The following is a 19,449-nucleotide window of genomic DNA, read 5'->3' on the forward strand; positions in this document are numbered from 1 at the left end:
TCTCAAAAGGGGATGACAAGCCCGCAGGTGTTCGGATAGGGTGCGCCTGTCACATGGATGGAGGACTGCGAATGTATTACGGGATCTGGTTCGGCTAAAGCCAGAACACCTGACCCGTACGGGTGGTGTTTTGGCGCCATCTGCTTTCGCATTTTCAATTTTCCTGCTCAATCGGAGCACCTCCATGTTTCGCTATTTCGAAAACCTCGTAGACCCTTTTGTTGCCTATGAAGAGGTAGACACGCCGCCGACGCGGCTGTGGCCTTTCATGCTGGATTATTCCCGCCCTTTTCGGCGCGTCTTCTTCTGGGCTGCGCTGATGTCGATCATCGTGGCCGCGGTCGAGATCGGGCTGATCTATTATATGGGCCGGGTCGTCGACCTGCTGGGCGGATCACCGTCCGAGGTTTGGCAGGCCCACGGGACCGAGCTGGTTCTGGTCGCGCTGTTCATCCTTTTGCTGCGGCCCATCCTGCATGTGCTGGACGTGCTGTTGCTGAACAATACGATCCTGCCCAATTTCGGCACGCTTATCCGCTGGCGGGCGCACAAGCACGTTCTGCGCCAATCGGTCGGCTGGTTCGAGAATGATTTTGCCGGGCGCATCGCCAACCGCATCATGCAGACCCCGCCCGCCGCGGGCGAGGTTGTGTTCCAGGTGTTCGATGCGATCTCGTTCTCGCTGGCCTATCTGATCGGGGCGGCGATCCTGCTGATGGCAGCCGATCCGCGCCTGCTTCTGCCGCTGCTGATCTGGTTCGCGCTCTATGCGCTGCTGGTGCGCTGGACGGTGCAGCGGGTGGGGCCGGCGTCGCAGGCCGCGTCCGATGCGAGGTCCACGGTGACGGGCCGGGTGGTCGACAGCTATACCAACATCCACTCGGTGAAGATGTTCGCCCATGCCCAGCAGGAGCTCGACTATGCGCGCGAAGCGATCGAAGAGACCCGGCGCACCTTCCAGACCGAAATGCGTATCTTCACCATCATGGATGCCGTTCTGGTCGCGCTGAACGGCGTGCTGATCATCGGTGTGGTCGGCTGGGCCATTTACCTGTGGATGCAAGGCAGTGCCTCGGTCGGGGTGGTGGCGGCGGCCACCGCGCTGACGCTGCGGCTGAATGCCATGACCGGGTGGATCATGTGGGCGCTGACCAGCTTCTTCCGCCAGCTGGGCGTCGTGGCCGAGGGGATGGAGACCATCGCCCAACCCGTCGACCTGTTGGATGCGCCGGGCGCCAAGCCGCTGCAGCTGACCGACGGCCAGATCGAGATCCGCGACCTGTCGCACCATTATGGACGCGAGACCGGCGGGCTGGATCATGTCAATCTGACCATCCAGCCGGGCGAGAAGGTCGGGCTGATCGGGCGGTCGGGGGCCGGGAAATCGACCCTCGTCAAGCTGCTTCTGCGGTTCTACGACGTGGAAAGCGGTGCGATCCTGATCGACGGGCAGGACATCCGCACTGTCACCCAGGACAGCCTGCGCCGCAATATCGGCATGGTTCAGCAGGACAGCGCGCTGCTGCACCGCTCGGTGCGCGACAACATCCTGTATGGCCGTCCCGATGCGACAGAAGACCAGATGATCGCCGCCGCCAAACAGGCCGAGGCGCATGACTTCATCCTCGACCTGCAGGACCCGCAGGGCCGCACCGGCTATGACGCCCATGTGGGCGAGCGCGGCGTCAAGCTGAGCGGCGGGCAACGGCAGCGGGTGACGCTGGCGCGGGTGATCCTGAAGGACGCGCCGATCTTGTTGTTGGACGAGGCCACATCCGCCCTAGATTCCGAGGTCGAAGCCGCAATCCAGGAGACGCTGTACGGCATGATGCAGGGCAAGACCGTGATCGCCATCGCGCACCGGCTCAGCACCATCGCCCAGATGGACCGCATCCTGGTGATGGACGGAGGCCGGATCGTCGAGGAAGGCACCCATGCCGATCTTTTGGAGCAGGGCGGTCTTTACGCCCAGTTCTGGGCGCGCCAATCTGGCGGCTTCATGAACCCCGAGGCCGCGGACGAGGCAGCAGAATGACGGTCGCAGACCTGATCAAACCATTTGAATCCACCCAGACGCCCCCGCCGCAAAGGCTGGGGGCGTTCATTCGCTGGTGCCTGACAGGGGCCTGGCCCATGTTGTTCGCCGCTGCGCTGTTTTCGGCCCTTGCAGGCGCGATGGAGGCCGGAACTGCCTGGATTCTGGGCTGGGTGATCGACATGGCGACCGCCAGCGGCCCCGAGAACTTTCTGACACCGCGAAACCTGTGGATGATCCTGGGCGCCGTGGCGTTCTTCATGCTGATCCGGCCGCTGTTGTTCGGGCTGTCCTCGGTGTCGAACAATTATATCGTCATGCCCAACATCCCGCCGCTGGTCCTGGCCAAGCTGAACCGCTGGACGTTGGGGCAGTCGGTCACCTATTTCGACGACGATTTTGCCGGCCGCATCGCCCAGAAACAGATGCAGACGGCCAATGCCCTGACCTCGGTCGTATCGGAAACCATCAGCGCCATCGTCTTTGCCTTGGCCTCGCTCGTGGGATCTTTGCTTTTGTTAGGGTCTATTCATCCCCTCGTCATGCTGCCCTTCGTGGCTTGGCTGGCTGTGTATTTCCTGCTGGTGCGCTGGTACCTGCCGCGCATCCGTACACGCTCGGCCGCGCGGGCCGGAGCGCGGGCGATGGTGTCGGGACAGGTGGTGGACACGATCACCAACATCAAGACCGTCAAGCTGTTTGCCCATTCAGAGTTCGAGGATCAGGCCGCCCGCGACTCGATGGTTGCGCTGCGCGACAAGTCGCTGGCCTTTGGCAAACTGTCGGCCAGTTTCCGGTTCATTTTGATGACACTGGCGGGGCTTCTGCCGGTTCTGCTGTTGGGCGCCACCTTGTGGCTGTGGCAGGGCGGGTCGGCGACCACCGGGGATATCGTGGCGGCGGGTGCCATTTCGATCCGTATCGCTCAGATGACGGGCTGGGTCAGCTTCACCCTGATGGGGATCTACGCCCATGTGGGCGAGATCGAGAACGGCATGAAAACCCTGGCACGGCCCGACCGGGTCGAGGATGCGCCGGACGCCAACGAGCTGACGGTGCCCGAGGGCCAGATCGAGTTCCGCGATGTCAGCTTTGCCTATGGTCGCGACGTGGGCGGAGTCTCGGACCTGACGCTGACGGCGCAGCCGGGCGAAAAACTGGGAATCGTCGGCGCGTCGGGGGCGGGAAAATCCACCCTGGTTTCGCTGCTGCTCAGGCTCTATGACAGGGAAAATGGGAAAATTCTGATCGACGGGCAGGACATCGCCCGCGTCACGCAGGACAGCCTGCGCCGCCAGATCGGCATGGTCACGCAGGAAACCGCGATGTTCAACCGCTCGGCCCGCGACAATATCCTGTACGGTCGCCCCGATGCCACCGAAGACCAGATGATTGCCGCCGCCAAAAAGGCCGAAGCGCATGATTTCATCCTCGATCTGCAGGACGGGCAGGGGCGCAAGGGTTATGACGCGCATCTGGGCGAGCGCGGCGTCAAGCTGAGCGGCGGCCAGCGTCAGCGTATCGCGCTGGCCCGCGCGATCCTGAAGGACGCGCCGATCCTCGTGCTGGACGAGGCGACCTCGGCGCTGGATTCCGAGGTCGAGGCCGCGATCCAGACCGCGCTGCACCGGGTGATGGAAGGCAAGACCGTTCTGGCCATCGCCCACCGCCTGTCCACGCTCAGCGAGATGGACCGGATCATCGTACTGGATCACGGGCGCATCGTTGAAAGCGGGCCGCATGACACTCTGCTGGCGCAGGGCGGGCTGTATGCGCGCTTCTGGCACCGTCAGTCGGGCGGGTTCATCCAGACCGAGGCCGCCGAATAAGGGTTTTGTTGGCGCATCAGCCCGGCTATCAGGCAGGCCATGACGCAGGAATACACCATTCTCCGCCTAGGGCATCAGGGCGACGGCATCGCCGAGGGCCCGGTCTATGCCCCCCGAACGCTGCCCGGCGAGCGGGTCAGCGGCGCGTTGGACGGCTCGGTGCTGACCGATATCAAGGTGCTGACGCCGTCGGACGATCGGGTCAAGCCTCCCTGCCGCCACTACAAAAGCTGCGGCGGCTGCCAGTTGCAGCACGCCTCGGACACCTTCGTGGCCGATTGGAAGGCCGAGGTGGTGCGTACCGCTTTGGCCGCTCAGGGGCTGCAGGCCGAGATGCGCCCGATCCTGACGTCGCCACCGCAGTCGCGTCGCCGCGCCACCATCGCTGTGCGCCGCACCAAGAAGGGCGCGCTGGCGGGGTTCCACGGCCGCGCCTCAGACGTGATCACCGAGATTCCTGATTGCCAGCTGCTGGACCCGGCGCTGACCGCCGCCATCCCCGTGGCCAAGGCGCTGGTCGAACTGGGCGGCAGCCGCAAGGGCGTGTTGTCGGTTACCCTGACCCTGTCCGAAGCCGGGCTGGACGTGGCGGTGCAGGGCGGCAAGCCGCTGGATGGCCCGCTGGAACTGGCGCTTGCGCAGGCGACCGAGCAGCACGGGCTGGCGCGGCTGGCCTGGGATGGCGAGGTGATCGCGATGCGCAACCCACCCGCACAGCGGTTCGGTCCAGCCACGGTGGTCCCGCCGCCGGGGGCCTTCCTGCAGGCCACGAAAGACGGGGAACAGTCTCTAACACAGGCAGTTTTGGAGATTGTCGGCCCGGCCAAACGGGTGGTTGATCTGTTCGCGGGCTGCGGCACGTTCTCGTTGCCGCTGGCGCAACGGGCCGAGGTTCATGCCGTTGAAGGCGCGGCCGACATGACCCGCGCGCTGGATCAGGGCTGGCGCAAGTCCACGGGATTGAAACAGGTCACGACCGAGGCGCGCGACCTGTTCCGCCGCCCCTTGATGCCGGACGAACTGCGCCGCTTTGACGCCGTGGTTCTGGACCCGCCGCGCGCCGGCGCCGAGGCCCAGGTGGCCGAGCTGGCTCAGGCCCGCCGTCCGGTCATCGCCTATGTGTCCTGCAACCCTGTGACCTTCGCGCGGGATGCAAAAAATCTTGTTCAGGCGGGCTATGCCCTTGAATGGGTCCAAGTGGTTGACCAATTTCGATGGTCATCCCACAGCGAACTGGTGGGCAGCTTCAAACTGGCAGAGAATCCATGATCCGACAGGAGACCCTTCGCATGACGATCCGGCAGCGCCTGCAGGCCTTTGTCGAAAACCCGCGGTTTTCGCAATTCATCACCGGCGTCATCTTGGTGAACGCGGTTCTGCTGGGCATGGAAACCTCGGACGGCCTGATGGCGAAATTCGGGCCGGTGATCGTGCTGCTCGACACCATCTGCCTGACCATCTTCGTGGCCGAGATCGCAATGAAACTGGTGGCCAACGGGCGCCGTTTCTTTCTCAATGGTTGGAACATCTTCGATTTCGTGATCGTCGGCATCGCCTTGGTGCCCGGCGGTGCGGGTCTTTCGGTGTTGCGTGCGCTGCGGATCCTGCGGGTGCTGCGGGTGATCTCGGTTGCGCCACGTCTGCGCCGGGTGGTCGAGGGCTTCATCTCGGCCTTGCCGGGCATGGCAAGCGTGTTCCTGTTGATGGCGATCCTGTTCTATATCGGCGCGGTGATCTCGACCAAACTGTTCTCGGACAGCTTTCCGGAGTGGTTCGGTGATCTGGGTCTGTCGGCCTATACCCTGTTCCAGATCATGACGCTGGAAAGCTGGTCGATGGGCATTGTCCGCCCGGTGATGGAGGTCTATCCCTACGCCTGGCTGTTCTTCGTGCCCTTCATCATGGTCACCACCTTTGCGGTCGTGAACCTGCTGGTCGGTCTGATCGTGAATTCGATGCAGGATGCCCATCACGCCGAGGATGAAGTCAAGACGGATGCCTATCGGGACGAGGTGCTGGACCGGTTGGAGTCGATCGAACGCCGCCTGACCGAGCATATGAACAGCAAAAAGTGATTTCCGTTTCTGCCGGATTTTGGCATTATGCGAAAAAACGAGCAGGCAGTGAAATCATGGATCGTCGAGCATTTGGATTGGGTGCACTGGCAACACTGAGCCTTTCGGCTTGTGGAAGTGCGGGCCCCCGGTTTCTGACCTATAACGGACCCGAGGTGACATCCATCGTGGTGAACAAGGGCGCGCGCAAGATGTACCTGCTGCATCACGAGCAGATCTTGCGTGAGTATGATGTCGAGCTTGGGTTCGCTCCAAGCGGCACAAAGGTCAAGCGCGGAGACGGTCGCACACCCGAAGGCACCTACCTGATCGACCGCCGCAACCCTCGCAGCCGATATCACCTATCGCTGGGTATTTCCTATCCCAACAGCCAGGATATCGCCAAGGCAAAGGCGATGGGCTTCGACCCGGGTGGAGACATTTTCATTCACGGCGAACCGAACCTGCGCAAGGAGTTCAAGCGCGCGAAGAAGACACCGGATTGGACCGCTGGCTGCATCGCCGTCAAGAACGAAGAGATCGAAGAGATCTATGCGATGGTGAACGAAGGTACGTTGATCACCGTGCGTCCCTGATAGGCCGCCATTTCCCGAATCCGAACTGCAGATAGTCGCGCTGATAGGTTTCCTCGGCCAGCGCCTCGAGCTTGTCATCGTAGATCTGATCCAACGAATAGGGCTGGTCCGGCGCGGGCACGCCGGGCTTCGGCGGGGCATTGTGCCCCAGGCCGCGGGCCAGATCCGGTAGTGCGGTGGCCATCTCTTCCTCGCGCAGTATGAGGTCGGGCAGGGCAAAGCCCGCAATCCCCTCCAGCATGCGGGCCTGCGTGCACCACAGCCCGTCGACCCGGATCGGGGTCTGGCCAGAGAGATTCAGCTGCAGAAAATCAAGAAACGCAGAAAACGCCTGATAGTGCTGCTCGAGCGAATAGTTCCCATCGCGCACCTGGCCCGGGATCGGCAACTTGAACCCGTTGCGCAGCCGGTTGCGGATTCCGGCATATGCGCCGGGCCCGGTGCCCAGGATCCGTTCGCAAAACACCGAGTGTGCCCGCGCCAACGGGTGTCGCAGGACCGTGAATTTCCGGTGACCCGGATGCGCCTTCATCCAGCGCCGCACCTGTTTCTGGTTTCGGTCGGTGATCAGCTCGCCGCCATCAAGTTCGGACATCCATTGAACCACGATCTGTTCCGGTCCACCCCGGATCGGCAGATACATCAGCGGCGTTTCCGCGGCCGCGATATGACGCGAAACGGCCGGGCCCCGTCGCGGTTCAAAGTTCGGCGTTCGGTATAGGTTGAACCGGTCCAGGGCCGCTAGGGCCGCATCCATGGCTTCGGGATTGGTCACCTTAAACAGGGCCGGTTCCGGGTTCTGAGGTTTGAGATCCGGAGCCAGTTGATCCAGACGCGCCTCAACCCCCAGCCATGCCGCCAGTCCGTTCAGAACATCCAGTTGGGTCAGATCCTCGTAACCGATGTAAAATGCGGTCTGGCCCGTTTTTTGCAGCTGATTGACCAAACTCAGTTGAAACGCCTGCTGCTCATCCAAGTAGTCCCGAAACTCGTCCGCATCAAACGCAACCTTGGTGGCGCGCCTGCGTTTGACGTTGGTCAGCATCCACTGTTGGGTCTCCCGCGCAATCTTGAGCGAGATGTAGCTGTCCAACGGGTTGCGGTTGAGAATGATCTTTGCGCAGCGCGGATCGTTCAGCGCCATCGTCAGGGCCCGCGGGTCGTGCGAGTGAAAAAACCGGAACCCGTGCAGACCCTCCGGCGCGGAACGCATTGCTTCGATCAGGCGGTCCGGCGCAGCATCCCTGTCTTCCAGTGAAAATCCCAGCACTTCGTTTGCTTTCGGGTATCCGATGAAGTGCGGATTGAACGCCTCGCCATGACACTGCACGCCGTCCAACGCATTCAGGTTTGCCTCCAGCAGGTTCGACCCGGTGCGCATTTCGGCAAGAATGATGAAATAGTCAAAGTCGGTCGGCATGCGGGGTCATTGCACCAGGTAGGGCTTGCGATACGGGCGGGTCTGATTGCCGAATACATCGTCGGCAGGAAAGTCGCCCATCAGGTGAGGGTGCATTCCCTGGTTCTTGAGGTTTTGCAGGAACTTTCCAAACCCCGCCAGATCAACCATCGTCGGCGCCTCGATCAGATGGCTGGGCTGCGTCGCGCCCATCTCTTCAAGAACGGTTTGCAGGTGTTCCATCGGAGATTCGACGAATTCGGCCATTGACCAAACATGCACGCGCGCTTTGGTCCACACGGAATCCAGCACCTCAAGCTGTTCGGTCTCGATCTTTTGCAGGCGGGCCGCTTCGGCGCGGATGTCGGCGAAATTCATGTTCGACCGAAACAGCGGAACAGCCCAGGCCCCGGTGACCACGCAGACCTGTGCGTTCTTGTCTCTCGCCAGAAACCAATTGATCTTCTGGGTGTCAGCGGGGCCGAATTGAAAACACTGGCGTTCGCCCCGAGTGTTCCAGATCAGGTTCGACAGAAACGCCGTCGGATTGTAGTCGCGCAAAATGGCGTTGTCGCTGAGGGACCCGTTCAGGATGGTCTCTCCTTCGGCGAATTCGGCGCGCTTGGGGTTGAAAAGATGCCCATGGACGCGGGCGCCTGACGCATTGCCCAGCCAGCTTTCAAAGTCCTCAAACAACTCGGAAAAACCCTGAAACACGGAGTAAGGAAACGCGGTCAGGCCATTTTCGCTGCCATGGCGGGGAAAACGGCTTTGCATGTACAGGCCGTCGCGGCCGCGGGTACGACGCTCGACCGCTTTGGAGAAAACGCGGTCGATCTTGCCGGGATTGGGCTCGGCGGGTTTTCCGGCGAGGGACCGATCGTTCAGAAAAGCCCGATACAGCCGGTCGGCGCGCGGCCAGATCTTGCGGGCGACGAAACAATCGGATCGGCGCAGCAACTGCAGGTGATCGTCATAGAAGATGTGCGGGCGGCCCTGATAGTCGAACTTCGACAGGGTCAGCGATCGGCTTTCGATCTGGGTGGAATAGAGCCGCGCCAGCGTCTGGAAATAGCTTTCGTCGGGGATCCAGACATGCCGGAAATATCGATCATAGACCTCTCGCTTGGGGTCTTGCAGGATCGCGGTCAGGGTCTGCCTCGTCAGGCACCACCACTGGCTGCCCATATGCGGGATCAGCCCGTTGGGGATTGTCCGTCGATATCCGACCGCGCGCTGAAGCTTGACGAAGCGGTCAAACAGCTTGCGGTGTTTGCGCCACGAGAAGGGAAACCTCAGGGTAAAGCGTTCAAGGTCCAGCCCGCCCACGGTCCAGCTGACATCGGCGGTGGTGGCGCTTTCAATGAAATCCACGCGGGGCCGGTCGCTCAGGTAATCGATCAGGTCCTGAACCGGGCGCAATGGCAGGCAAGAGCCGGATGACAGAAAGACATGGCGTATGTCGGGAAAGCGCTCCAGCATCAGCGTCGCGGCCGATTGCGAAGCGGCAACGATGCCCCAGCCGCCCCACTCGCAGATCTGGCGGTCGCAGAACAGGATCAGCGGATCATCCCCGCAGGCCGCGACAAAGTCTTTGAACACGGCCGGGTCGACCTTGCGGTCGACGTGGATGACCACCGGACAACCCGCCGCGGTCCAGTGCCGGGCAACCTGCTCAGCCCGTTCCAGCGCAGTGTGGACCAGCATCACGATGCCCAGGGTCCCGCTCATGCCCAGTTCCCTTTGGACATCAGACCCAGAATCTCAAGTTGGCGCCAATTGATGTATTTCTCGGACCATTTGCACCAGAAAACCGGTTTGCTCTCCAACTGGTCGACATAGGCCCTGTATTCGCCGGACGCGCGGTAGTGTTCACCGCGCTGCAGTTCCTCGCGGGCTTTGTCACCCAGCGTGTTGATCAGCTTGGCATGCAGCAACGCGCCGCTGGTTTTCTCGCCGCCCCACTCGTCATAGACCTGGTTCAGGCCGCGCGGCAGCAGCGCATGGGTCGAGCTGACATAGACATAGCGCCGATCCCACTTGACCAGAGGGATCTTGTTCAGCGCGGGCGCTTTCGCGGGCTTGTCCTGAAAGAAAACCCTTGCCCGTGGCCCGCCCTGAATCCACAGGTTTCCATAGGCCGGGTTCTTGGTGATCATGTAGTTGCCCGAGTCGAACCATGCGGCAATCTCGAACGGGTCCTGCCCCTCGTGATAGGTGGCGTCCTGAATCGGCCCCTCGGGATACATGTCCAGCAGCATCGTCCCGAAACTGCGCACCCCGGTGCCGTCCAGCCAGTCGGTCAGCGCGTCAATGGGACGTGTGTCGCAGAACGGATAGATCAGGAACTCGTCCGGATCTACGGTCAGGACCCAGTGTCCATGGGCGTATTTCCGCAGCAAGTAGTTGGACCAGTCGATCCCGAATGTCGAACGGCGATAGCTGGCATTCGTATACCAGACCGAGACATCGGGCTGCGCCTTGAGATAGTCCAGCGTGCCATCCGTGCTGTCATTGTCGACGAACAGGAAATGCCGAACGCCCAGCTTGCGGTAAAAGTCCAGAAAATAGGGCAGGCGGATCTTTTCGTTGCGCACGACGCTCATCAGCAGAACATCACCGGACCGGATCTGCCGGGTGTTGTTGCGGACGGTGCGCAGATCGCGTCTTCGGCGGATGCAGCGCACAAGACGGCGCTTGCGCCGCAATCTCATCCGGTAAGAATCCAAAAGGCTCACGCGCTGCCCAACCTTCTTGTAATACGCGAGCATGTCCGGGGTCCGCATTTGGTCAGACGGGAGCCGGACACTAACGTTTTATGACATTTTCGCACCTTGCGAAGCAATGTATTTAAAAGCCGTTAGCCAAGCATGGGTTTTTGGGGCACAGGATTCCCCGTTCACGTCCACCCGCCCGCTGACAGCAGTCCAAGGCTTTGCAGATGCGCCCAGCCTGAATACCGTTCTGATTGTGGAGTCCAAAGGTCGGGCCCGGCAATGATGCCATCATAGTATGGCCCGAATTGGTCGGGATCATGAAAATGCTGGCGCCTTTGTTTTTCGATGCGCGACTTCTCGACGACTTGCGGCAGGAATTTCGTGTGCAACAGGACGCCCGAGGGGGTTTGCCCGGAAGGCCCGTCATAGGCAAAATTCAGGTGTCGGGGCAGGGCTGAATGACAGGAGTTCACGAAAGCGTAGCGACGGTCCCACTTCACCAACGGAGTCTTGTTCAGGGTTGGAGACCGGTCCGGGGAATCGGCAAAGAAGGCGCGTTCGCGAACGCCGCCTTGCACCCACAGGTTTCCCAGCGGCTCTTGCCGGCGCGCCCTGTAAGGGCCGGGATCGAACCAGTTCAAAGTTTCGGTCGGGTCGGTTTCGGGGTCATGGGGCGCCGTGCCCAACGGGCCTTTCGGGTATAGATCAAGCATCAGCGCGCCAAAGGCCGGCTGTCCGATTTGGTCCAGCCATCCCGTCAGATCGCGCAGGCCGCGGCTGTCGTGATAGGCATAGATCAGCAGTTCGTCCGCATCCACCATCAGGGTCCAGTGGCCATGGCCATAGCGCATCTGCAACCAGGTCAGCCAGTCCAGCCCGAACCGCGCCTCGCGATAGCTGGCCTGCGTTTGCCACAGCGACACGTCCGGCTGGTTCAGCAGATAGGTGGTCGAACCGTCATCGCTGCCGTTGTCGACCATCAAGAAATGATCGACCCCCAGCCGGCGATAGTGGCGCAGAAACCAGGGAAGGCGCTCGATCTCGTTGCGCAGGGTGGTAAAGGCCAGAATGTCGGTGGGCGCGATCAGACGGGTCTTGTCCGAAACCGGCGTCAGCGCGTGGCGGCTGCGGAAGGACCGCCACAACAGGCGCTTGCGTTTCAGGCGCAGGCGGTATCTGCGCACCCAGCCCGGTGCGTTTTCGTCATGGTGGTGTGCGGCGGCCATGGCACGATCACTTTTCGTAGTGGCCATTCTGATGCCAGCGCCAGGCATCGGCGATCATCACTTCCAGCCGCGACCGTTTGGGCCGCCAGCCCAGTTCGGCCTCGGCCCGGGTCGAGCCTGACACCAGCTTGGTGCAGTCGCCCGCCCGGCGCGGGCCGGTGATGAAGGGCACCTCGCGATTGGTCACGCTGTGCGACTGCGCGATAACCTCTTTGACCGAAAACCCGGTGCCGGTGCCCAAATTGAACACCCGGCTGCCCTTGCCCTGTTCCAGCCAGCGCAGACCCAGCACATGCGCATCAACCAGGTCGCAGACATGAACATAGTCGCGGATGCAGGTGCCGTCGGGCGTCTCGTAATCGGTGCCAAAGACAGTCAGCGCGTCGCGCTTCCCGTCGATCGCGTCCAACAACAGCGGAACCAGATGCGTCTCAGGGCGGTGAAACTCGCCCACGTCGCCGTCAGGGTCGGCACCGGCCACGTTGAAATAGCGAAAGATCACGTGGTTCAGCCCGTGCGCCTGTTCGAAATCGCGCAGGATGTCCTCGATCGCGCGTTTCGAGGCGCCATAAGCGTTCAGCGGGTGTTGCGGCGTGGTTTCGTCCAGCACCACGTTGTCGTGGTCGCCATAGGTCGCGCAGGTGGACGAAAACACGAAATCCATGCAACCGGCGGCCACGGCCGCCTCGATCAGGTTCAGCGAGCCGGTGACGTTGTTGTGCCAGTACCGGCCCGGCTCGCTCATGGCTTCGCCGACCTGGCTGAGCGCGGCGAAATGCATCACCGCCGCCGGTTGGTACTTGGCAAAGACCTGATCCAGCCGCGCGCGGTCCAGCAGATCGCCCTGTTCGAACGGGCCGAATTTCACAGCATCCTGCCAGCCGGTGACAAGGTTGTCATAGGTCACGGGCACATAGCCCGCCTTCGCCAGCGCCTTGCAGGCATGGGATCCGATATATCCGGCGCCGCCGGTCACAAGTATGTTGGTCATCCGTGGTCCTGCCGAATGTCTGCCCGTCATGGGGTAGCTGCCAGGCTGCCCGCGCGGAACGGGGAATTTGCGCCTATTCCAACCCCATCGCAGCCATCATGCTTTCGATCTTGGCCACGTCCTGCGGATTGTTCAACTCCCAGAACTGGCGGCCTTTTGCCTCGACCTCGACACACAGAACCTTGCGCCCGTTTTCCATGAACCGCAGCTGTTCCAGCCCCTCGAGCCGTTCCAGCGGCCCGACCGGCCAGCCCGGATAGGCGGCCAGCGCGTCGGGGCGGTAGGCATAGACGCCCACATGGTGGAACACCGGCGTCGGATCCGACCCGGCATAGGTTTCGGCGGTGAAGGGGATCACTTCCTTCGAGAAATAGAGCGCGCTGTGATCGGACGCGAAAACGGCGGTGGTGCCGCCCACCCGGCCATGCCTGCGGTCGTTCAGCAGCCCGTTCAGCGCCTCGCCGTCGCACCGCAGCACCGGCGTGGCCACGCCGGCCTCGGGCGCGGCGCGCAGGCCATTGACCAGATCCTCGATGAACCAATGCGGGGTCAGGGGGGCGTCGCCCTGCAGGTTGACCACGATCTCGTACCCGCCGCCCAGCCTGTCATGCGCCTCGGCGCAGCGTTCCGTGCCGTTGGCGCAGCTTTCCGAGGTCATCACCACCTCGGCGCCAAAGCCCTGGGCCGCGGCGCGGATGCGGTCGTCATCGGTGGCCACCACCACCCGGTCGACGTCTGAGACCGACATGGCCGCGCGCCAGGACCTTTCGATCAGGGTCATGGGCTTTCCCGTTGCGCCGGTCAGCGGCACCAGCGGTTTGCCCGGATAGCGGGTCGAGGCATAGCGGGCGGGGATCGCGATCAGAACCGACATCAGGCCTCCTTGAGTTCGACGCCGGGGGCATAGGCAATGAAGAACGGGTTGGCATAGCCCTCCTTGCCGTAGGTCAGCGGCGTGTGGTCGTCGAAACGCACCACATGGCCCCCGGCACCGGCCAGAACCGCGTGGCCTGCGGCAGTGTCCCACTCCATCGTGCGGCCGACACGCGGGTAGAGGTCGGCCTCGCCCGTGGCCACAAGGCAGAATTTCAGCGAGGAGCCCGCCGACTTGCTGTCTTTGACCTGGTATTTGTTGATGTAGTCATCCGTAGCCTGGTCGCGATGCGATTTCGAAGCCACCACCAAAAGCGCCGAATTGTCAGGATCAGAGACTGAAATCGGGGTCACTTCGCCCGGTTTGTCCTTGTCCAGGGCGCCGGTTTCCTCGGCCGAGCGGCCATCGGCCAGGGTATAGAACATGCGCCCGCGGGCCGGGGCATAGACCACGCCGCGGGTGGGCACGCCGTTTTCGACCAGCGCGATGTTCACGGTGAAATCGCCACGTCGGTTGATGAATTCCTTGGTGCCGTCCAGCGGATCGACGATCAGAAAGGTGTCGCCCTGCTGGCTGTGCGATGCGGCCTGTTCCTCGGTCACCAGCAGGATGTCGGGGAAGGCGGCGCGCAGCCCGGCTGAGATCAGCGCATCGGCGGCTTCGTCGGCTTCGGTCACGGGGCTGGAATCGGATTTGACCTTCACGTCAAAATCATCGGCATCGTAGATCTCCATGATCTTGTCGCCCGCTTCGAGGGCCAGGCGTCTGATCACGGGGATGAGGTCGTCATAGGTCACAAAAATGCTCCGTTTCCATGGTTTGTTGATCCGAAAACCTGACGAACTTATGCTGTGCCGGATACGGAACGGCAAGGAATTCGTGCCACGCTGGCGGAACAAAACCGGGAAAGAGCGTTCGAGTGTTCTATTACAAGCGAAGCAGCAGCCTTGTGGGTGGGGCATTCAACCTTGCGGAACTGGTGTTTCATGCCGTGGTCCGCAACATCCGCTCGCAGCATTCCAACGCCGTAATCGCCATCATGATGAACATCGTCCAGGTCGTTTTGATGGCGACCGTGTTCTATTTCATCATGTCGTTTCTGGGCGGACGGGTGGCCAAGATCCGGGGTGAGTTCATCCTGTACATCCTGTCCGGCATCTTTCTTTTCATGACGCACATCAAGTCCGTCGGTGCGATCGCGGGGCTTGGAGGCACCAACAACCCCATGATGCTGCATTCGCCGATGAACATGATGGTTCTGCTTTTGGCCGCCGCCTTCGGGACCTTGTACACGCAGGTCGTGTCCATCCTGGTGATCCTGTTCGTCTACAGCGTCGCGGTCAATCCGATCGAGATGCAGGACCCGGGCGGCGCGTTCGCGATGCTGATCCTTGCGTGGTACACCGGCTGCGCGGTCGGTCTGGTCTTTATGGCGCTCAAGCCGTGGCTGCCGCAGACCTCCACCATACTCAGCAATGTCTATCGCCGGATGAACATGATCTTCTCGGGCAAGATGTTCGTGGGCAATGCGCTGGGCGGATGGATGCTGGCCATGTTCGCCTGGAACCCGTTGTTTCACGTGATCGATCAGTGCCGCGGTTTCGTGTTTCGCAACTACTTTCCGCGCAACTCCAGCTGGGAATATGCGCTTTGGGTCGGTATCGCCCTGATGATGATCGGGTTGCTGGGAGAGTTCTTTACCCGCAAGCACATCTCGAAAAGCTGGGATGCCCGCCGTTAGGTTGCCACGCGCAGCGTCAGGTTGATCCGGCCTCCTTTGGGCAGCAGGCGCGATGACCCGAACCGGATCCGGTCGATGCCGTGATAGGCCAACCGGGCGGGACCGCCCATGACGACCACGTCGCCGGAACTCAGCCAGACGGACTCGGTCTTGCCGCCGCGGGTCGTGTTGCCGATCCGGAACAAGGCGTCATCGCCCAACGAAACCGACAGGACCGGCCACGAGAAATCGGCCTCGTCCTTGTCCTGGTGCATTCCCATCTTTGCGCCTTCGCCGTAGTAGTTGATCAGACAGCAATCGGGATCTCGATCGGTTCCGGCAAGGTCGCGCCAGATCGACAGGATCGGGTCCGGAATGGCAGGCCACGCCATGCCCTTGGGGTGCGCGTCCTGGTAACGGTATCCGCCCCCGTCCGACACCCAGCCCAACGTTCCCGCAGACGTCATGCGAACCGACATTTTGCGCCCCGAAGTGGTGCTGGGATGAAACAGCGGAGCGGCTTTCAGAATCGGCCGCAGTAGCTCGATGATCTGCCGCTGAGCAGCGCCGTCCAGATGGCCTTTTCGGATGTCGAACCCCCGTAAATTCAGGCGCGTCATGACAGAAACCTCATTCCTTTCGAAATCCTTGCCAAAAAAGGCCCAAGATTCCCGAAAACCTGCATTTCACAACGCTTGCAGGCCTCAGGCCTCGCCCTTATATACGCCGGGACGCGCGATGGTGTAGACCCGTCGCGCCCAGCAGATCGGGGCAGGGATGCCGTAACGGGTTCCGGCCTCGGGACATCGCCTTGAAAAGAAAGGGATCGAAAAATGGGAAAAGTAATCGGGATTGACCTCGGGACCACCAACTCGTGCGTAGCCATCATGGACGGCGCGCAGCCGAAGGTCATCGAAAACGCGGAAGGGGCGCGGACCACGCCCTCGATCGTCGCCTTCACCGAAGACGAGCGACTGGTCGGGCAGCCGGCGAAACGCCAGGCGGTCACCAACCCCGACAACACGATTTTTGGCGTCAAGCGCCTGATCGGGCGTCGTGTGGATGACGCAGAAGTCCAGAAGGACAAGAAAATGGTGCCTTACGCCATCGTCGATGGCGGCAACGGCGACGCTTGGGTCGAGGCCCGCGGGCAGAAATACTCCCCAAGCCAGATCTCGGCCTTCATCCTCGGCAAGATGAAAGAAACCGCTGAAAGCTATCTGGGTGAAGAAGTCACGCAGGCCGTGATCACCGTTCCGGCCTATTTCAACGACGCTCAGCGTCAGGCCACCAAGGACGCAGGCAAGATCGCCGGTCTGGAAGTGCTGCGGATCATCAACGAACCGACTGCCGCCGCGCTGGCCTATGGCCTGGACAAGCAGGACAGCCAGACCATCGCGGTCTATGACCTTGGCGGTGGTACCTTCGACGTGACCATTCTGGAAATCGACGACGGCCTGTTCGAGGTCAAGTCGACCAACGGTGACACCTTCTTGGGTGGTGAAGACTTTGACATGCGCATCGTCAACTACTTGGCCGACGAGTTCAAAAAGGAACACGGTGTCGACCTGAGCCAGGACAAGATGGCGCTGCAGCGTCTGAAGGAAGCCGCAGAGAAGGCCAAGATCGAGCTTAGCTCGACCACCCAGACCGAGATCAACCAGCCGTTCATCTCGATGGGCGCGAACGGTCAGCCGCTGCACATGGTCATGAAGCTGACCCGTGCCAAGCTGGAATCGCTGGTCGGCGACCTGATCAAGAAGTCGCTGAAGCCCTGCCAGGCCGCTCTGAAAGACGCCGGCATCTCGGCCAGCGACGTGGATGAGGTTGTTCTGGTTGGTGGTATGACCCGGATGCCGAAAGTCATCGAAGAGGTGACCAAGTTCTTCGGCAAAGAGCCGCACAAAGGCGTGAACCCGGACGAAGTCGTGGCCATGGGTGCTGCGATCCAGGCCGGTGTTCTGCAAGGCGACGTCAAGGACGTGGTTCTGCTGGACGTGACCCCGCTGTCGCTGGGCATCGAAACTCTGGGCGGCGTGTTCACCCGCCTGATCGACCGCAACACCACGATCCCGACCAAGAAGTCCCAGGTCTTCTCGACCGCCGAGGACAACCAGAACGCCGTGACCATCCGGGTGTTCCAGGGTGAGCGTGAAATGGCTGCGGACAACAAGATCCTGGGCCAGTTCAACCTTGAAGACATCCCGCCGGCCCCGCGCGGCATGCCTCAGATCGAGGTGACCTTCGACATCGACGCCAACGGCATTGTTTCGGTTTCGGCCAAGGACAAAGGCACCGGCAAGGAACAGAAGATCACGATCCAGGCCTCGGGCGGACTGTCGGAAGAAGACATCGAAAAGATGGTCAAGGACGCCGAGGAAAACGCCGAAGCCGACCGCAAGCGCAAGGAGCTGGTCGAAGCCAAGAACCAGGCCGAAAGCCTGATCCACGCGACCGAGAAATCGATCGAGGAGCATGGCGACAAGGTCGATCCGTCGACCATCGAGGCCATCGAACTGGCGCTGGCGGCCCTCAAGGACGAGGTCGAGTCGGACAATGCCGACAAGATCAAGGCCGGCATCCAGAACGTGACCGAAGCGGCCATGAAACTGGGCGAGGCGATCTACAAGGCGCAGTCCGAAGAGGCCAGCGACGAACCGGCAGCCACGGATGCGGGTCCCGGCGATGACGACATCGTCGATGCCGAGTTCGAAGACCTGGACGATGACAAGCGCAACTAACGGGTAACCGGGCCAATTCGGGCCGGTCCGGATGCCGGGCCGGCCCGTTTACGTTGAGGCAGAAGGAAATACCGATGTCAAAACGCGACTACTACGAAGTGCTCGGCGTGTCCAAGGGTGCTTCGGCGGATGAGATCAAGAAAGCTTTTCGCCGGAAGGCAAAAGAGCTGCACCCCGATCGCAACAAGGACAACCCGGACGCCGAGGCCCAGTTCAAAGAGGCCAACGAGGCCTATGACGTTCTGCGCGACGCTGACAAAAAGGCCGCCTATGACCGGTTCGGCCATGCTGCGTTCGAGAATGGCATGGGCGGAGGCCAGCGTGGTGGCGGCTTTGGATCGGGCGATTTCTCCAGCGCGTTTTCCGATGTGTTCGATGACCTGTTCGGCGATTTCATGGGTGGACAGCGTGGCGGCGGCGGACGCCGGGCTGCTCGCGGTTCGGACCTTCGCTACAACCTGAGGGTTTCGCTGGAAGAGGCCTATTCCGGCCTGCAGAAAACCATCAACGTCCCGACAGCCGTGGCCTGCTCGTCCTGCGAGGGCACCGGCGCCGAGGGCGGAGTTGAACCAACCACCTGCCCGACCTGTTCCGGCATGGGCAAGGTACGCGCACAACAGGGCTTTTTCACTGTCGAGCGCAGCTGCCCGACCTGTGCTGGTCTGGGACAAATCATCAAGAACCCCTGCAAATCCTGCCATGGCTCGGGCCGGGTCGAGAAGGAACGCGCGCTGTCGGTCAACATTCCGGCGGGCGTCGAAACTGGCACCCGTATCCGTTTGGCGGGCGAGGGCGAGGCCGGAATGCGCGGCGGTCCTCCGGGCGATCTCTACATCTTTGTCGAGGTGACTCCGCACAAACTGTTCGAGCGGGACGGCCCGAACCTGTATTGCCGCGTGCCTGTCAGCATGGCGAAGGCAGCGCTGGGCGGCTCGATCGAAGTGCCCACCATCGACGGTGGCCGCGGCCGGGTGCAGATTCCGGCCGGCAGCCAGTCGGGCCGGCAGATGCGCCTGCGCGGCAAGGGTATGCCTGCGCTGCGGGGCGGCGGTATCGGTGACATGTTCATCGAGCTTGCGGTCGAGACTCCGGTCAACCTGACCGCGCGGCAAAAAGAGCTGCTGCAGGAGTTCGACGATCTGGGAGAGGACAACCACCCGGAATCGAAAAGCTTTTTCTCGTCCGTTAAATCCTTCTGGGAAAGGATGCAAAGCTGATCCCAGCGTTCCAGACCCCGAAAGGCCGGCGTATCATCGCCGGCTTTTTT

At 61.8% G+C, this 19,449-nt stretch carries 16 protein-coding genes; 8 read left to right on the forward strand and 8 right to left on the reverse strand.

Annotation, left to right across the window (positions count from 1 at the left end; translation table 11 throughout):
* Positions 1-184 precede the first annotated feature (184 nt).
* From ACR0IR_RS11275 to ACR0IR_RS11295, 5 genes are read left to right on the forward strand one after another with little or no spacing between them, the layout of a single operon-like run.
* The gene (locus ACR0IR_RS11275; RefSeq protein ID WP_170363971.1) at positions 185-2,035 is read left to right on the forward strand and encodes an ABC transporter ATP-binding protein; all 1,851 of its coding nucleotides are present in this window, start codon (positions 185-187) and stop codon (positions 2,033-2,035) included.
* Positions 2,032-3,864 carry an ABC transporter ATP-binding protein gene (locus tag ACR0IR_RS11280; protein ID WP_170363972.1) on the forward strand — a complete coding sequence of 611 codons (1,833 nt, stop codon included), beginning with the start codon at positions 2,032-2,034 and terminating at the stop codon, positions 3,862-3,864. The genes ACR0IR_RS11275 and ACR0IR_RS11280 overlap by 4 nt, the downstream gene beginning before the upstream one ends.
* Before the next feature lie 39 nt (positions 3,865-3,903).
* Positions 3,904-5,133 (forward strand): class I SAM-dependent RNA methyltransferase, encoded by a 1,230-nt coding sequence (locus ACR0IR_RS11285; protein WP_170363973.1) that lies wholly within the window; start codon positions 3,904-3,906, stop codon positions 5,131-5,133.
* Between the two features lie 20 nt (positions 5,134-5,153).
* Positions 5,154-5,939 carry an ion transporter gene (locus ACR0IR_RS11290; protein WP_170364389.1) on the forward strand — a complete coding sequence of 262 codons (786 nt, stop codon included), beginning with the start codon at positions 5,154-5,156 and terminating at the stop codon, positions 5,937-5,939.
* A gap of 56 nt (positions 5,940-5,995) precedes the next feature.
* Complete coding sequence (locus tag ACR0IR_RS11295; RefSeq protein WP_170363974.1) at positions 5,996-6,514, forward strand: L,D-transpeptidase family protein; 519 nt, start codon at positions 5,996-5,998, stop codon at positions 6,512-6,514.
* On the opposite strand, the gene ACR0IR_RS11300 is transcribed toward ACR0IR_RS11295, so the two are convergent.
* From ACR0IR_RS11300 to cysQ, 7 genes are all read right to left on the reverse strand, one after another.
* Positions 6,498-7,934: a nodulation protein NodH gene (locus tag ACR0IR_RS11300; protein ID WP_170363975.1), complete on the reverse strand. Its 1,437-nt coding sequence runs from the start codon at positions 7,932-7,934 to the stop codon at positions 6,498-6,500. The two genes, ACR0IR_RS11295 and ACR0IR_RS11300, sit on opposite strands and share 17 nt — an antisense overlap.
* A 6-nt stretch (positions 7,935-7,940) precedes the next feature.
* Entirely contained in the window at positions 7,941-9,644 is a 1,704-nt protein-coding gene (locus ACR0IR_RS11305) for a DUF5927 domain-containing protein (protein WP_170363976.1), read from the reverse strand.
* A complete protein-coding gene (locus tag ACR0IR_RS11310; RefSeq protein WP_170363977.1) occupies positions 9,641-10,627 on the reverse strand; it encodes a glycosyltransferase family 2 protein in 987 nt (328 codons plus the stop codon). Before ACR0IR_RS11310 ends, ACR0IR_RS11305 begins: the two co-directional genes overlap by 4 nt.
* 185 nt (positions 10,628-10,812) lie before the next feature.
* On the reverse strand, positions 10,813-11,856 hold the full coding sequence (locus ACR0IR_RS11315; RefSeq protein WP_170363978.1) for a glycosyltransferase family 2 protein: 1,044 nt from the start codon (positions 11,854-11,856) through the stop codon (positions 10,813-10,815).
* A gap of 7 nt (positions 11,857-11,863) precedes the next feature.
* Positions 11,864-12,847, reverse strand: coding sequence for a UDP-glucose 4-epimerase GalE (galE, locus tag ACR0IR_RS11320; protein WP_170363979.1), 984 nt, complete (start codon positions 12,845-12,847; stop codon positions 11,864-11,866).
* A 73-nt stretch (positions 12,848-12,920) separates the two neighbouring features.
* Positions 12,921-13,721, reverse strand: a complete 801-nt coding sequence (locus ACR0IR_RS11325; RefSeq protein WP_170363980.1) for a 3-deoxy-manno-octulosonate cytidylyltransferase family protein — start codon at positions 13,719-13,721, stop codon at positions 12,921-12,923.
* Entirely contained in the window at positions 13,721-14,518 is a 798-nt protein-coding gene (gene cysQ, locus ACR0IR_RS11330) for a 3'(2'),5'-bisphosphate nucleotidase CysQ (RefSeq protein WP_170363981.1), read from the reverse strand. Before cysQ ends, ACR0IR_RS11325 begins: the two co-directional genes overlap by 1 nt.
* 122 nt (positions 14,519-14,640) lie before the next feature.
* Between cysQ and ACR0IR_RS11335 the strand changes: the two genes are divergently transcribed.
* Complete coding sequence (locus ACR0IR_RS11335) at positions 14,641-15,462, forward strand: ABC transporter permease (protein ID WP_170363982.1); 822 nt, start codon at positions 14,641-14,643, stop codon at positions 15,460-15,462.
* Here ACR0IR_RS11335 and ACR0IR_RS11340 read toward each other — a convergent pair.
* The gene (locus ACR0IR_RS11340; protein WP_170363983.1) at positions 15,459-16,061 is read right to left on the reverse strand and encodes an alpha-ketoglutarate-dependent dioxygenase AlkB family protein; all 603 of its coding nucleotides are present in this window, start codon (positions 16,059-16,061) and stop codon (positions 15,459-15,461) included. The two genes, ACR0IR_RS11335 and ACR0IR_RS11340, sit on opposite strands and share 4 nt — an antisense overlap.
* 213 nt (positions 16,062-16,274) lie before the next feature.
* On the opposite strand from ACR0IR_RS11340, the gene dnaK reads away from it, so the two are divergent.
* Positions 16,275-18,182: a molecular chaperone DnaK gene (dnaK, locus tag ACR0IR_RS11345; protein ID WP_170363984.1), complete on the forward strand. Its 1,908-nt coding sequence runs from the start codon at positions 16,275-16,277 to the stop codon at positions 18,180-18,182.
* A 74-nt stretch (positions 18,183-18,256) separates the two neighbouring features.
* Entirely contained in the window at positions 18,257-19,399 is a 1,143-nt protein-coding gene (gene dnaJ / locus ACR0IR_RS11350; RefSeq protein WP_170363985.1) for a molecular chaperone DnaJ, read from the forward strand.
* Positions 19,400-19,449: the final 50 nt, after the last annotated feature.

It is taken from the genome of Ruegeria sp. CF2, assembly GCF_056537385.1.

Excerpts from the sequence above, each read along its gene's own strand:
- ACR0IR_RS11340 (WP_170363983.1), bottom strand. The coding sequence starts at position 16,061 with ATGACGCGCCTGAATTTACGGGGGTTCGACATCCGAAAAGGCCATCTG.
- ACR0IR_RS11275 (WP_170363971.1), top strand. The coding sequence starts at position 185 with ATGTTTCGCTATTTCGAAAACCTCGTAGACCCTTTTGTTGCCTATGAA.
- dnaJ (WP_170363985.1), top strand. The coding sequence starts at position 18,257 with ATGTCAAAACGCGACTACTACGAAGTGCTCGGCGTGTCCAAGGGTGCT.
- ACR0IR_RS11310 (WP_170363977.1), bottom strand. The coding sequence starts at position 10,627 with ATGAGATTGCGGCGCAAGCGCCGTCTTGTGCGCTGCATCCGCCGAAGA.
- ACR0IR_RS11290 (WP_170364389.1), top strand. The coding sequence starts at position 5,154 with ATGACGATCCGGCAGCGCCTGCAGGCCTTTGTCGAAAACCCGCGGTTT.
- ACR0IR_RS11315 (WP_170363978.1), bottom strand. The coding sequence starts at position 11,856 with ATGGCCGCCGCACACCACCATGACGAAAACGCACCGGGCTGGGTGCGC.
- ACR0IR_RS11300 (WP_170363975.1), bottom strand. The coding sequence starts at position 7,934 with ATGCCGACCGACTTTGACTATTTCATCATTCTTGCCGAAATGCGCACC.
- ACR0IR_RS11325 (WP_170363980.1), bottom strand. The coding sequence starts at position 13,721 with ATGTCGGTTCTGATCGCGATCCCCGCCCGCTATGCCTCGACCCGCTAT.
- dnaK (WP_170363984.1), top strand. The coding sequence starts at position 16,275 with ATGGGAAAAGTAATCGGGATTGACCTCGGGACCACCAACTCGTGCGTA.
- ACR0IR_RS11280 (WP_170363972.1), top strand. The coding sequence starts at position 2,032 with ATGACGGTCGCAGACCTGATCAAACCATTTGAATCCACCCAGACGCCC.
- ACR0IR_RS11295 (WP_170363974.1), top strand. The coding sequence starts at position 5,996 with ATGGATCGTCGAGCATTTGGATTGGGTGCACTGGCAACACTGAGCCTT.
- ACR0IR_RS11285 (WP_170363973.1), top strand. The coding sequence starts at position 3,904 with ATGACGCAGGAATACACCATTCTCCGCCTAGGGCATCAGGGCGACGGC.
- ACR0IR_RS11305 (WP_170363976.1), bottom strand. The coding sequence starts at position 9,644 with ATGAGCGGGACCCTGGGCATCGTGATGCTGGTCCACACTGCGCTGGAA.
- galE (WP_170363979.1), bottom strand. The coding sequence starts at position 12,847 with ATGACCAACATACTTGTGACCGGCGGCGCCGGATATATCGGATCCCAT.